Annotated in this window: 10 protein-coding genes; 4 read left to right on the top strand and 6 right to left on the bottom strand. The window is 58.3% G+C overall.

The genetic code is table 11. The features are described 5' to 3' along the window. Nucleotides 1-9: 9 nt before the first annotated feature. The gene (locus LGM20_RS18885) at nucleotides 10-426 is read right to left on the bottom strand and encodes an Exc2 family lipoprotein (RefSeq protein WP_023288721.1); all 417 of its coding nucleotides are present in this window, start codon (nucleotides 424-426) and stop codon (nucleotides 10-12) included. A gap of 248 nt (nucleotides 427-674) precedes the next feature. Here LGM20_RS18885 and LGM20_RS18880 point away from each other — a divergent pair, with 248 nt between their 5' ends. After that, nucleotides 675-1,655, top strand: coding sequence for a LacI family DNA-binding transcriptional regulator (locus tag LGM20_RS18880; protein WP_017900840.1), 981 nt, complete (start codon nucleotides 675-677; stop codon nucleotides 1,653-1,655). 2 nt (nucleotides 1,656-1,657) lie between these two features. Here the strand turns inward: LGM20_RS18880 and LGM20_RS18875 are convergent, their stop codons facing one another. Together LGM20_RS18875 and LGM20_RS18870 are read right to left on the bottom strand one after the other, a co-directional pair. After that, the gene (locus tag LGM20_RS18875; RefSeq protein ID WP_023288723.1) at nucleotides 1,658-2,902 is read right to left on the bottom strand and encodes a mechanosensitive ion channel family protein; all 1,245 of its coding nucleotides are present in this window, start codon (nucleotides 2,900-2,902) and stop codon (nucleotides 1,658-1,660) included. A gap of 73 nt (nucleotides 2,903-2,975) precedes the next feature. After that, the gene (locus LGM20_RS18870; protein WP_044521463.1) at nucleotides 2,976-4,400 is read right to left on the bottom strand and encodes an MFS transporter; all 1,425 of its coding nucleotides are present in this window, start codon (nucleotides 4,398-4,400) and stop codon (nucleotides 2,976-2,978) included. 108 nt (nucleotides 4,401-4,508) lie between these two features. On the opposite strand from LGM20_RS18870, the gene LGM20_RS18865 reads away from it, so the two are divergent. The 3 genes from LGM20_RS18865 to LGM20_RS18855 all read left to right on the top strand — a co-directional run bounded on the left by LGM20_RS18865 (nucleotide 4,509) and on the right by LGM20_RS18855 (nucleotide 9,878). Beyond that, nucleotides 4,509-5,375, top strand: a complete 867-nt coding sequence (locus LGM20_RS18865; protein ID WP_044521465.1) for a helix-turn-helix transcriptional regulator — start codon at nucleotides 4,509-4,511, stop codon at nucleotides 5,373-5,375. A 642-nt stretch (nucleotides 5,376-6,017) separates the two neighbouring features. Then, nucleotides 6,018-7,052: a DUF2157 domain-containing protein gene (locus tag LGM20_RS18860; protein ID WP_044521467.1), complete on the top strand. Its 1,035-nt coding sequence runs from the start codon at nucleotides 6,018-6,020 to the stop codon at nucleotides 7,050-7,052. A 96-nt stretch (nucleotides 7,053-7,148) separates the two neighbouring features. Beyond that, nucleotides 7,149-9,878 carry a sigma 54-interacting transcriptional regulator gene (locus LGM20_RS18855; protein WP_044521470.1) on the top strand — a complete coding sequence of 910 codons (2,730 nt, stop codon included), beginning with the start codon at nucleotides 7,149-7,151 and terminating at the stop codon, nucleotides 9,876-9,878. 52 nt (nucleotides 9,879-9,930) lie between these two features. On the opposite strand, the gene LGM20_RS18850 is transcribed toward LGM20_RS18855, so the two are convergent. The 3 genes from LGM20_RS18850 to LGM20_RS18840 all read right to left on the bottom strand — a co-directional run bounded on the left by LGM20_RS18850 (nucleotide 9,931) and on the right by LGM20_RS18840 (nucleotide 12,915). Continuing rightward, nucleotides 9,931-10,917, bottom strand: a complete 987-nt coding sequence (locus LGM20_RS18850; protein WP_044521472.1) for an SIS domain-containing protein — start codon at nucleotides 10,915-10,917, stop codon at nucleotides 9,931-9,933. 64 nt (nucleotides 10,918-10,981) lie between these two features. Then, nucleotides 10,982-12,043, bottom strand: coding sequence for an SIS domain-containing protein (locus LGM20_RS18845; RefSeq protein ID WP_044521474.1), 1,062 nt, complete (start codon nucleotides 12,041-12,043; stop codon nucleotides 10,982-10,984). A gap of 17 nt (nucleotides 12,044-12,060) precedes the next feature. After that, nucleotides 12,061-12,915, bottom strand: coding sequence for a PTS system mannose/fructose/sorbose family transporter subunit IID (locus LGM20_RS18840; RefSeq protein WP_004099982.1), 855 nt, complete (start codon nucleotides 12,913-12,915; stop codon nucleotides 12,061-12,063). Nucleotides 12,916-12,917 lie beyond the last annotated feature (2 nt).

Raw genomic sequence — 12,917 nt, 5'->3', positions numbered from 1 at the left:
GCCGCCGGGTTATTTCACCCCAAGATAGCCGTCGAGATAGGCCCCGGAGAGCTCATTGCCGAACAGGACGGCATCTTTATTTTCCATCGCATTATCCCATTTGTCGCTGGCGTTGCCGGTAAAGGCGTGCTCGGTGCGGGTGCCCTGCGCCGCCTGTTGTTTGATGGCCTCGGCGGTGCGGCGGGCGTCGCTTTCGCTCATGCCAGCGGCTTTATCCTGCTGGCCGCGGGCGTACATCGCCGTGAAGGTCGGCAGGTTTAAACGGTAATTTTCCTGACGGTTGACGGTGAAGTTGCCGCCGACAAAATCGGAGCGGTGGGCGACGAACGCATAGGCGTGGCGTTCCGGTGACGATTTTGACGAGGTGCAGCCGGTGATCGTTACCAGGGCACAGCTGAGGGCGAGAATCGCGGTGGAGAGCCTCATGGGGATATCATCCTTAATCATAAAAGCACAAATGGGGCGCAGGCGGTCTGTTGCGCCTCCTGCGCTTATAAGCATATGAAACGGCAAAAGGATGCGCGTTAACGGGGCGGGAGAGAAGCCCTGATTATTAATAGTTTCCCGAGACACCGTCTTACTGAGCCGCGCTTGCGCGCCAGGCTGGCAGGCCAACCAGAGGTCATTTATGATAGCCTGCAGGATCCACCTCTATCGCAGGAAGTGCAGGGTTTATGTCTATTCAGAAAATTGCTCGTCTGGCCGGCGTTTCGGTGGCCACGGTGTCGCGGGTGCTGAACAACAGCGATACGGTAAAAGCCAAAAACCGTGAGCGCGTGCTGCAGGCGATCAAAGAGAGCAACTATCAGCCGAACCTGCTGGCGCGACAGCTGCGAACCGCCCGCAGCAATATGATCCTGGTGATGGTCTCCAATATCGCTAACCCCTTTTGCGCCGAGGTGGTGAAAGGGATAGAAGAAGAGGCGGAAAAGAACGGCTACCGCATTCTGCTGTGTAACTCCGGGTCGGATCTGGCCCGCTCGACCTCCGGCCTGCAGCTGCTCTCCGGCAAAATGGTCGATGGCATTATCACCATGAACGCGCTCTCCAGCCTGCCGGAACTGACCACCATGATTGGCGATGCGCCCTGGGTACAGTGTGCGGAGTATGCCGACACCGGCAGCATCTCCTGCGTCGGGATTAACGACGTCGAGGCGGCCCAGGGGGCGGTGTCCCGGCTGGCCGACGGCGGCCGCCGGCGCATCGCGCTCATTAATCACGACCTCAGCTATCGCTACGCTCGTCTGCGCGAGCGCGGCTATAAAAGCGTGCTGCACGTGCACGGTCTGGCGTATCAGCAGGTAACCTACGCGCAGGATCTTAGCGCGGCGGCCGGTAAACGGGCGATGGAGCAACTGCTGTCGCAAGATGAGAAGCCCGACGCGGTATTTGCCGTATCGGACTCCCTTGCCGCCGGGGCGCTGCGGGCGATTGACCAGGCCGGGCTGCGGGTGCCGGAGGATATCGCGGTGATTGGCTTCGACGGCACCGAGCTGGCGGAAGTGGTCTCCCCGCAGCTGACCACCGTTGAACAGCCCTCCCGGGCGATCGGCCGCACGGCGGTGGATCTGTTAATGAAACGCATCGACGATCCCGACGCCGCCGTCGAGCGGGTGATGATGGACTGGCGCGTGATCGCCCGCGCCAGCGCCTGAGGTTAGCGGGGGAAGGCCCCCGCCAGCGCGCGAATGTCGTTGCCGGTAGGCGTTTGATGAATGCGTAAGCCAAACTCCTCCACCACCGCGAAGACATGGTCGAAAATATCCGCCTGGATCCCCTCATATTCCGCCCACACCACGGTGTTGGTGAAGCAGTAGATCTCGATCGGCAAGCCGTTGGCATCCGGCGCCAGCTGGCGCACCATCAGGGTCATATCCTGGCGGATGCGCGGATGATGACGTAAATACTCCTGCAGATAGGCGCGGAAGGTGCCGACATTGGTCATTCGGCGCTCGTTGAGGACCGATTGCTCCCCGGCATACTGCTGGTTCCAGGCGCTAATCTCCTCGTGGCGCGAATCCATATAGGGTTTAAGCAACTTCGCCCGGATCAAGCGCTGCTGCTCCTGTTCATCGAGGAAATGAATGCTGGTGGTGTCGATGTTGAGGCTGCGCTTAATGCGGCGGCCGCCGGAGGCCGACATCCCGCTCCAGTTTTTAAATGAGTCGGAGACCAGCGACCAGGTCGGAATGGTGGTGATGGTGTTGTCCCAGTTGCGTACCTTGACCGTGGTGAGGCCGATATCGATCACCGCGCCGTCGGCGCCGTACTTCGGCATCTCCAGCCAGTCGCCAAGCTTGAGCATATCGTTGGCCGAGAGCTGAATACCGGCCACCAGACCAAGGATCGGATCTTTAAATACCAGCATCAGTACCGCGGCCATGGCGCCGAGCCCGCTAATCAGGATCGCTGGCGACTGGCCTATCAGCAGGGAAATAATCAGGATGCCGATAATAATCGCCGTCACCAGCTTAATTCCCTGGAATATCCCCTTCAGCGGTAGCTGAGAGGCGGCGGGAAATTTCTGCGCCAGCTTTAAGATCACATCCAGCAGCGAGAAGAAGGACAGCATGGCATATATCATCACCCATAGCTGAGCCACGGTGGTTAATATTTCCGCGGCCTCGCTGCCTTTTTGCAGCCACAGCACCGCCTGCACGTTAACGATGATCCCCTGCAGGGTAAAGGCCAGTCGGTGAAAGAGCTTATTCTGCGTGATGATTTGCAACCACAGATGGCTGCTGGCCAACGCCCGTTTTTCAAAAGCGCGCAGGACCACTTTGTGCAATATCAGATGCACGACGACGGCGGTGAACAAGATAATGCCGAAGATAATCATCAGCGAGCGGGTGGGGGTTATTTCGATTCCTAAGGCGGCAATTTGCGATATTAATTCCTGCATAACGTCTCCTGAATATCCAGCGGGTATGATGACCGCTGGATAACGATTATGCAAATTACCGCCGCCGGTATTACTACGCCGCCGTCACCGGCTGTCGGTTGAGATGATGGCGCAGCCACAGCGCGATGGCCCCCAGCAACAGCATCATGGCCACCTCGACCAGCAGAAAATCAATCAGCGCCTGCGGATAGTTTCCGCCGCCGCGGCGGGCCAGCGCCAGGAACAGCGATCCGAGGATAGCCGGCCCGAGACCGAGGGTCGCCTGCTGCAGGGTGCTGAGGATGGCGCTCCCGGCCCCGGCGTCGCTGGCGCTGATATCGCGCATGCCAATCCGGTAAAAGCTGTTGACGATCAGCGCCTGACCGTAGCCGATCAGCGCCGTGGCGGGGACCAACGTCAGGGCGGTGGTGGCGATGCCGAAGCGGGAGAAGGTGGCGCACAGCAGCAGTAGCCCGGCGATCTGCACCGTCAGACCGGTCAACAGGATCCGCCCCATGCTGTAGCGGGCGATAAGCCGCGGGGCATACAGCGCCGAAATAAAATAGGCCACGCCGAGGGCGATAAAGCTATTGCCGGACTGCCATGGCGCCATCCCCAGCCCCTCCTGCATGGTCAGCGCCATGCAGAACATAAAGCCGGACCAGGCGCTGAAGAACAGCAGGGCGATGGCCATCCCGAAGCGGATGCTGGTCAACTGCAGCAGACGCGGCGGCAGCAGGGGATGGTCGCCGCGCTGCTGCTGGCGCAGGGCGCTCTGACGCATGGCGATCAGCAGCGGCAGGACCGCCACCAGCATCAGCTGCAGCCACAGCGGCCAGTGCAGCTCGGGACCGAGGGCCATCGGGAACAGCAGGCAGCAGAGGATGAGGGCGAGGTACAGGGTACCCTGCCAGTCAATCCGCGACGGCGTCTCACGACGGGTTTCCGGCACATAGCGGCGGCTCAGGGCCAGCACCAGCAGGCAGATCGGCACATTGATAAAAAAGGCGTTGCGCCAGCCCAGCCCGGCGATGTCCGCCGATACCAGCCAGCCGCCGCCCATCTGACCGACGATAAACGCGATCCCGCCGATCCCGCCATACAGGCTGATGGCCCGGGCGTGGGCCGGGCCTTTGAGGGTGACGTGCAGGGTGGCGAGGATCTGCGGCACAATCAGCGCCGCCCCGGCGCCCTGCAGGGTGCGGGCGGCCAGCAGGGCGCTGATGCTGTTCGCCATGCCGCACAACAGGGAAGCGATGCCAAAGAGAGCGACGCCCCACATAAACAGACGACGGCGGCCATAGTTATCGCCAAGCTTACTGCCCATCGCCAGGCAGACGGCAAAGGCGACGCCGTAGAGCGCGACGATAAGCTCCAGCTGCGTGGCGCTGGCCGCCAGGGTGTGGGTGATGGCGTCCAGCGCCACATTAGTGATCGAGGTATCAATAAGCGGCAGCATCTGGCCGCCCAGCAGCAGCCACAGACCGGCGCGGCCGGGTGAAACAGCAGACGTTTTCATGGGGTTCTCCATTGCGTCATTCAGCAGACCGACGTAGCATTACCGATAAATTAAACGGGTACCAGTTCCTGTCTATACTGGTACTGGAACTACCATGCTGGAGGGGTGATGACCACGATGCCGCAACGAGAGTCGACGTTCGCCGTGCCGGACGATCGGCGCAAACAGCTGGGGGCGTTTCTGCGCGCCCGGCGTGAGAGCCTCGATCCGCAGCGCCTGGGGTTGCCCCGGGTGGGCCGCCGGCGCACGCCGGGTCTGCGCCGGGAGGAGGTGGCGATGCTCGCCGATGTCGGCGTCACCTGGTACACCTGGCTGGAGCAGGGGCGGGAGGTGAATCCGTCGGAAGCGGTGCTGGTGGGGGTAGCGAATGCCCTGCAGTGCAGCCCGCTGGAGACCCGGCACCTGTTCGTACTCGCCGGGCTGACCCCGCCGGAAGCGACCCAGGTGACGGTATGTGAAGGCATCAGCCCCGGCACCCGGCGAATGCTCGACAGCCTGATGCCGCAGCCGGCCAGTATTCAGAAACCGAACTTTGATATTGTGGCCTGGAACGACAGCTTCTGCCGCCTGATGGGCATCGATTTCGCCACCCTCCCGGAAGAAGATCGCAACTGCATTTATCTGTATCTGACCCATGAGACCTGGCGCAGCCGGATCGAAAATCGCGATGTGCTGCCGACCTTCGTCTCCTATTTCCGCGCCGCGATGGCCGAGCACCGCGGCGATCCGGCATGGGAAAACAAACTGGCGCGCTTTTTCGCCGCCTCGCCGGAGTTTGAAGCGCTGTGGCATCAGCGCTACGAGGTGCGCGGCGTGGAAAACCAGATTAAACATTTTAACCACCCGCAGCTCGGGCGATTCAGCCTGCAGCAGATGTACTGGTATTCGGCGCCGCGCAACGGTTCGCGCCTGCTGGTCTACCTGCCGATGGACGAGGTGGGCGAGCAGGCGCTGGCGTGGCTGGACCAACATTAATCACAAGGAATCAGATGGCTGGCAATGTGCCAACTTCGGGTATTGCCCGGCCGGCGCTGCTGGACGGTTCCCTCTCCCTCCGGGAATAGGGGAGGGAAAGCACTGTCGGGAAGTCCTGTATGTTATCTGCGACTTCAGCGCACATTGCGCTCCCGGTTAGTCTTCTGCGTTATATCTCTCATGGCGCAGGGAGCGCACAGGGGGCGGCCAGTCGCCGCCGCCCCCTGCACCCCCGGGCTCCGGCCAGCAACATCGCCACTGCGTGGTGCCTTCGACTTATCCCTGCAGGCTTCGGGTCGGGCCGAGGCAGCGTCCGTGCAAAACACGGCCCTCAGCCCGCATCCATGCGGGCTGCCCCGGCCTGCCGGGAACGTCTCAGCGATGTTGAGGCCGCAACACCGGCAGTTTCAGCAGCCCCAGGCTGGGACCGTAGGCCGGGTCAGGCGCAGCCGCCACCCGGCAATATGACGGGTATCGAGCCTGATATCATGCCCGGCGGCGCTGCGCTTACGCGGGCCCAGGTTGCGGGGTAACAATCTGATATATAAATGGTTAGTTAGGCCGGGTCAGGCGCAACTGCCACCCGCAGAAAGGCGAGCACATTAGCGAAAACAGGTTTGTCATCAGTCTCAAGGAATGCCTATGAACGTAACCCGAAAAGAGCAGCGCATTATTCAGCGCGCGCTGAACGCCTGGCAGGCCAGCGGGGAGTTAACCCCGGCGGACAGCCAGCGGCTGGCGCAAACGCTGCGCGTCTCCCCCTTCGACTGGCGGCGTCTGAGCCGCTATGCCTTCTGGACCGCGCTGGCCTGCGTGCTGATTGCTCTGGGCAGTCTGTTCGCCGACAATGAACTGGTGGCGTGGCTGCTGAGCCTGTTCAGCCGCTCGGCGCTGACGCGGATCCTGCTGCCTGCGCTGCTGGCTGTCGCCTGCTACGCCTGGGGTTTTCGCCGCCAGCGGCGGGAAACGCAGTGGCACTACAGCACCGAGGCGATTTTGTTTCTGGGCGTTGTCTTTACCGCGGTGGCGCTATGGCAGCTTGGCGAACGGCTGGATAACGGCAGCGGCCATATCGCGCCGCTGTTTCTGGCCGGATGCGTGATTTACGGCGCTATCGGCTATGCTGCCCGCTCCGGGCTGGTGTGGCTCTTTTTTCTGCTGGCGCTGGGCAACTGGTTTGGCGCGGAAACCGGCTATGTCTCGGGGTGGGGCGCCTACTGGCTGGGCATGAACTACCCGATTCGCTTCGTCCTGTTCGGCGGCGCGCTGCTGGCGCTCTGCTACGGCGCGCAGTCCCTGCTTCGCCAGCGGCAGCTGTTTACCGTCAGCAAGGCGATGGGCCTCACGTATCTGTTTATTGCGCTGTGGATCCTGTCGATTTTCGGCAATTACGACGCTGACAGCTGGTACAACGTAAGCCAGGCGCGACTCCTGCCGTGGGGGCTGCTGTTTGCCGCGGCGGCCGGCGTCTGCATTTTTATCAGTCTGAAAACCGATGACGCAATGCTGCGCGGCTTCGGGTTAACCTTCCTGGCGATCAATCTCTATACCCGCTTCTTTGAGTTTTTCTGGAATGGGATGCACAAAGTGCTGTTTTTCCTGATCCTTGCCGTCTCGCTGGCGGTGATTGGCCGCTATGCCGAGCGCATCTGGCACGCGGGGAACGTTAAACCATGAAAAATTAAGCGCTTTTAAAGAAGTGTGGCTGGCGGCAGCGACGTCCTGCACGAATTGTCGTATAAGCGAATTTTACGCTTTTGACAGGGGAGCGAGATGAACAAGGAGTCGATTTTTCGCCAGCTAGAACAACGGATCGCCGGGCGAGCGCTGACGGCGGAAGCGCTGGGCGAGTTTAACGCTATGGCCATCGCCGATAGCTTGAAGCAAAAACGCAGCATCATCAGCCATCATCTGAATAATCTTCATCGCGAGCAGCGGGTGGTCAAAGTGAACGGTCGCCCGGTGCTGTTTTTACCCGTTACCGTTCTGCGCGATCATCACCGGCTGGCGGTTCGGCACGGCGAATACGCCTCCATTCAGGCGCTGTGCGCGGAGCGTCAGGATAGTCTGGCGCAGCTGATTGGCGCGCAGGGCAGCCTGCAGGAAGCATTGCGCCAGTGCAAGGCTGCCATCAGCTACCCTGGCGCAGGTCTGCCGCTGCTGCTGCGGGGCCCTACTGGCACCGGGAAAAGTTTTCTAGCTCGCCAGCTCTGGCACTACGCAATAGATGAAGGTATTTTACCTGCCGATGCGCCTTTTACCGTATTTAACTGCGCCGAGTACGCGAATAATCCAGAACTACTGACCTCGAAGTTATTTGGTCATGCGAAGGGGGCCTTTACCGGCGCCGATAAAGCCGTTCCTGGTCTTATCGAGACCAGCAACGGCGGGGTGTTGTTTATCGATGAGGTTCATCGGCTGCCGCCCGAAGGTCAGGAAAAGCTGTTTCATTTTATGGATAACGGTAGCTGGCGCCGGCTGGGGGAGAGCACCGACGAGCGCAGCGCGACGGTGCGGCTAATTTTTGCTTCAACCGAGGATCTGGAAAAACACTTCCTGGCGACCTTTATTCGCCGTATTCCGGTGATTGTAAAAATTCTGCCGATCGCTGAACGCGGCCAATTCGAGCGGCTGGCGTTTATCCACCACTTTTTCCGCCGTGAAGCCCAGCGTTTGAACCACGATCTTGCGCTGGATGGCGAAATCGTCAGCCAGCTAATGCGTGAAACGCTTGAAGGAAATGTCGGTGGGCTGGAAAATTTGATTCGCAATATTTGCGCCAGCGCCTGGACATTTGGCGAACGTGATAGCGGTCTTTTACACATAAAAGCGGGTTTGCTGCCCGACCGATTACTGGCGGATGCGCCTTTTTCCCTTCAGCAAAATAGCGAGCGGGTGATGATTTACCGCGATGGCGATGCGCTGCCTCTTTTTTCTGGTCGTCACCATGAATACCAACGGCTAACGGAAAATATTTGTAGCCTGTGCGAGGAGTTGGCTCAGGATAATATTAGCGTGCGGACCTTTGAAAAGCTCATTTATCAAAACGTGACGCTCTATCTCGATGCGTTGATGAATCAGGAGAGCGCGGTCTCTCTTCAGGACAAGCGGCTGCGCTTTATTGAGGATGTGGGCAAGGCGATCGCCGCCAATTACGATCTCCAGCTGAATGCCGAATTCGCCTATCTTACTGGCCGCTACCTGACCAGCCTTCCTCTGGCGCCGCGCAGCGTTGCCGAGCCCGCGCGTCTGGTGATGCAGCGCTGGCTGGAGTCCTCAGCGGGGCTGGCGCAGCGTATCGCGGGGAAACTACTGGATGTCGTCAATAACAAATACGATCTGCTCATCGATACGCTTGACCGTCTGGCGGTTGCCGCCATTGTCAGTAATGCTATCGATGCGACCAGCGGCGGAAAAGTGAAAGCGCTGATAATCGCCCACGGTTATTCGACCGCCAGCAGCATTGCCGGCGTTGCCAACCGCCTGATTGGCGAGAAGATCTACCAGGCCATGGATATGCCGATGGAGGTGGCGTTCAGCGACGTCAGTCGCGCCGTGGTTGATTATCTCCAGCATACGGACACGCGTGCGGGTGTGATGGTGCTTATTGATATGGGCTACACAAAGGAGATTGCCGATGCGCTTTTGTCGGTGATTAACGGCCCGCTGGTGGTGGTGGATAACGTCACGACCCGCATGGCGCTGAATGTTGCCAGCGAGATCGCGCTGGAAAAAAACATCGAACAAATCGCCGAAGAGATCGTGCCGCTTAATCAGTCGCGTTGGGATGTGTTCTGGCCCGCAGAAAAAAAAGAGCGTGCGCTGCTGGTGACCTGTATTACAGGTATCGGTACCGCATTTAAATTTAAAAATCTGATGGAGAAGAGCCTGCTCAACGATTTTGATATTAACATCATCGCCTGCGAGTATACGCGCTTAAAAAACAGTCGTACGGCGGTATCGTTGCTCCACCAGTATGAAGTTATTGCGGTCGTGGGTACCCACGACCCGCAGCTGGCCGGAGTGCCCTGGGTTGGCATTGAGGAACTACTTGGCGAGCAGGGGCATCGACATCTGAGTCAGCTCTTAAGCGGCTATCTTAATGAAAAGCAAATTGCGCTGATTAATAAAAATATGGTACGTGAGTTTTCGCTGCATAACGTTGTCAACTCTCTGACGATACTGAATGCCGGAAAAACCATGGGTCATATCGAAACCATTATCGCTGAGTGGCAAAATACGCTTGGTTTTCATTTTAATAATAACTTAATTATCAGTTTATATGTGCATCTCAGCTGTATGATTGAGCGTCTGGTAATGCGTAATGAAATTAGCCATTATAAAGATCTTGAGCAATTTACCCGCCAGCATGGCGAATTTATTGCCATGGTCAATCACTCGTTCCAGCGCCTAAAAATACTCTATAACGTGGCGCTGCCGGTAGCGGAAATTGGCTATATTCACGATATTTTTGAATTACGTATTGAAGGTTTTAGCTGGTAATCCTCAACGCAGCCCCGGAGAATTACGCCGGGGCTGGCAGGCGGTTAGCGAATCAATATTCGACTTTCCACATATAGCGGCGGGTGGTCAGCGGGTGGTTGCGGGCGGTGGCCAGCGCCAGGTTGTAAACATCCAGTACGCAGTTGTGCAGCAGGCCGCAGAAATATTCGCGCACGCTGGCGTGCAGTGTGTCGATTCCCACCTTTTCCACGTCAATAATCTGCAGTTTTCCCTGGTAACGTTCGATAAAGCGGATCGCGCGGTCATCCAGCGGGCGGGTGCGGCCGCTGCTTTTTAATAAAATAAACGGCGTTCCCGCTTCGGTAATCTCAAAGGGGCCGTGGAAATACTCGCCGCTGTGGATGCTGGCGGAGTTAATCCACTGCATCTCGAGCAGAATACAGATGGATTCCTGATGCGCGGCGCCGAATGAGGGGCCGCTGCCCATCATGTAGATGACCTTTTCGCTCTTCCAGGCTTCGGCAAAATGGCGCGCATCCGCCTGAACCTGCTGCTGAGCGCCGCGCACCACGGATTCAAAACTGGCAAAGGCGCTGACCATCTCATCGTAATGGGCGTATCCCTCAGTTTGCGCAAGCATTTCCAGCGCCAGCCACAGGCTGTATGCCGCTTTTTGCTGCGTCGGATCGACGGTTTCGGGATAGCGCGCCCAGCAGTATTCAATAGTGTAATCGCTGTGTTCGCACAGCGGCGTGCCGGGGGTATATACCAGTCCAATAGTGGCGGCGCCTTTCTGACGCGCGATGCGGGCGGCTTCCACCGTTTCAGCGGTGTTGCCCTGCTGCGAGGCGAGGATCACTACGCTGTTTTTACCTAACGCGTTCGGCGTCGCGTGGACAAATTCATTACTGGTCACATAGCCGACGGCCAGCTTTTTCGCTTCACAATCGAGAAAATATTTCCCCGGCCAGAAACCGGTTAATGAACCACCGCAGCCGACAAACCATACCCGCTCAATGTGCTGCTTAGATAAAATATCGCGAATAATAGTATGTGCGTTTTTATGAGCTATAGACATATTGGTCTCCTTGGGATGTAACGGGTCCTCCGCTGAATAGCGGATAACTTTTACTATGCGTCAATTAATTGGGTTGTTTACTTTTCATTTTCTGGTGGAACTGCGGATCCTTCGGTATTGCGGGATCGATGCCCTTCACTGGCGGCAGTCGGGCACAAACCATTTGTAACGGAATAATATATTCAAAGATCGCAAAGTCGGGATCGTTAATAAATGCGAAGGGCATATTTTTGCCGTTATTTTCGACTTGTGGACCAATGCGATAAATATGCTGAGTCCAGCCGCCAAGTATTTCCGCCAGGCGATCCTGACGCTCATCGGGAAACGGATCGAGCATGATCAGGGTAGAGCGTTCGTCGAAGGCGTTATAGATCCCGTGGATGAACTCCTCAAATTCGTAACCGGCAACCGGACAGCGTAGCGTTTCAAGCATCTTTAGCGCACCTTCCTGAACGGTGCCAAACAGCCCTGCCGGACCGGTCAGGCGAATGTCCGCGCTGTCGATAAGCGGCCGGGCGTGATTGAGAACCCACGCCTGCGAGGCCTCAATGAGCGTCGGCAAATGATTGAACGTCCTCTCCATGCGGACGAGTAGCGCCTTGCGCTCCTCATCGCTCAGGCGCTGCTGGCGACTGGCGACGGCAAGCGCAAGCAGTATCAGGTTGAGTATGGTGCAGTGATACCCTTTGGTTTTGGCGCCGGCGCGCTCTTCTCCACAGGGGACCGTCAGGATCAAATCTGCCGCCTGGTCGATGGCAGCTGGCGCTTCCCCGGCCATGGAAGCGGTAAGGTGCCCGGCTGCCCGGGCGCGCTCCATTGCGGCGAGAGTAGAGAGGCTACCGCCTCCCTGAGAAATGCCGATGACCAGCGCTTTGTCGCTGAGGGATAGAGCCGTCTCGTCCAGCAGGAAGGGCCAGTACACATCGACCGGGATGCCGCACCACTGCTGCATAAACGACCGCGCGGTCAGCGCGCCGTGGTAAGACGTACCGGAACCGGTCAGGATGATTCGAGAGATCCCGCGATCCGCCAGCGCTTTCGCCGCTTGCCAGAGATCTTCCCGCGTCTGCGTTAGCATAGCGAGCAGGCGAGCGGGGGTTTCATTCATATAGTCTTCTACGTGCATGGGTAATATTCCTCTTTTTAAAGCAGGCCTAACGCGCTGGCCGCCATGCCAAACGCGATGGTGCCTAACAGGATCCAGTTGATGTTGACTCCCTTACGGATCAGCTTGTACATCCCAAGGGTGAAAAGCAGAGGCAGCAGAGAAGGAAGTATTTTGTCGATAAACTCCTGCGCCTTCATGGTCGTCTGCCCGGCAGTGAAGCTGAGCGGGGTGGTGATATCTATCATACTGGCGGTCATCGCGCCGACGACCATCAGGCCAACGATTGACGCGATATAGGTGACCCGATCCATGAGTCCGCTTTGGTAAATCCGCATCAGCCAGGTGGTGCCAGCCCGATAGCCGAGCTTCAGCCCATACCAGCGGCACAACAGATGCGGTAGGTTATAAACTAACAACGCCATTATCGGTCCCAGGAGGCTGCCCTGCTGGGCGAAATAAATCCCCATCCCGGCGGCAATCACCTTCAATGACCCCCAGAATATGGAGTCACCGATACCCGCCAGAGGCCCCATCAGGCTGGTTTTAATCGCGTTTATTGATTCTTCATTAAATTCGGGATTGCGTTGATTCTCCTCTTCCATAGCGATCGACAAGCCGAAGATAAAGGTGGAGAGGTGCGGCGTAGTGTTAAACAGTACCAGATGGCGCTGCAGGGCGCGCCCCAGTTCCGTCGGGTCCTGATAGATGCGCTTCAGGGCCGGCGACATTGCGAAGGCGTAGCCCATATGCTGCTGGCGCTCGTAGTTCCACGAGCCCTGCAGCGTAAAGGAGCGCCAGAACACGCTGCGTAAATCCCGAGCGGTGACCCGGCTTGCGTCATCGCTTTGCGGCTGGGCGGCGCCTGACAGGGTCTGCGTCATTTCACTCATGA

The sequence above is a fragment of the Klebsiella quasipneumoniae subsp. quasipneumoniae genome, assembly GCF_020525925.1.
Taxonomy (GTDB): Bacteria; Pseudomonadota; Gammaproteobacteria; order Enterobacterales; family Enterobacteriaceae; genus Klebsiella; species Klebsiella quasipneumoniae.
This window is presented reverse-complemented; position numbering and strand designations above follow the sequence as displayed.

Bases quoted from the DNA above. Each gene is read 5' to 3' on its own strand.
- LGM20_RS18885 (WP_023288721.1), bottom strand. From the start codon at position 426: ATGAGGCTCTCCACCGCGATTCTCGCCCTCAGCTGTGCCCTGGTAACG.
- LGM20_RS18880 (WP_017900840.1), top strand. From the start codon at position 675: ATGTCTATTCAGAAAATTGCTCGTCTGGCCGGCGTTTCGGTGGCCACG.
- LGM20_RS18875 (WP_023288723.1), bottom strand. From the start codon at position 2,902: ATGCAGGAATTAATATCGCAAATTGCCGCCTTAGGAATCGAAATAACC.
- LGM20_RS18870 (WP_044521463.1), bottom strand. From the start codon at position 4,400: ATGAAAACGTCTGCTGTTTCACCCGGCCGCGCCGGTCTGTGGCTGCTG.
- LGM20_RS18865 (WP_044521465.1), top strand. From the start codon at position 4,509: ATGACCACGATGCCGCAACGAGAGTCGACGTTCGCCGTGCCGGACGAT.
- LGM20_RS18860 (WP_044521467.1), top strand. From the start codon at position 6,018: ATGAACGTAACCCGAAAAGAGCAGCGCATTATTCAGCGCGCGCTGAAC.
- LGM20_RS18855 (WP_044521470.1), top strand. From the start codon at position 7,149: ATGAACAAGGAGTCGATTTTTCGCCAGCTAGAACAACGGATCGCCGGG.
- LGM20_RS18850 (WP_044521472.1), bottom strand. From the start codon at position 10,917: ATGTCTATAGCTCATAAAAACGCACATACTATTATTCGCGATATTTTA.
- LGM20_RS18845 (WP_044521474.1), bottom strand. From the start codon at position 12,043: ATGCACGTAGAAGACTATATGAATGAAACCCCCGCTCGCCTGCTCGCT.
- LGM20_RS18840 (WP_004099982.1), bottom strand. From the start codon at position 12,915: ATGAGTGAAATGACGCAGACCCTGTCAGGCGCCGCCCAGCCGCAAAGC.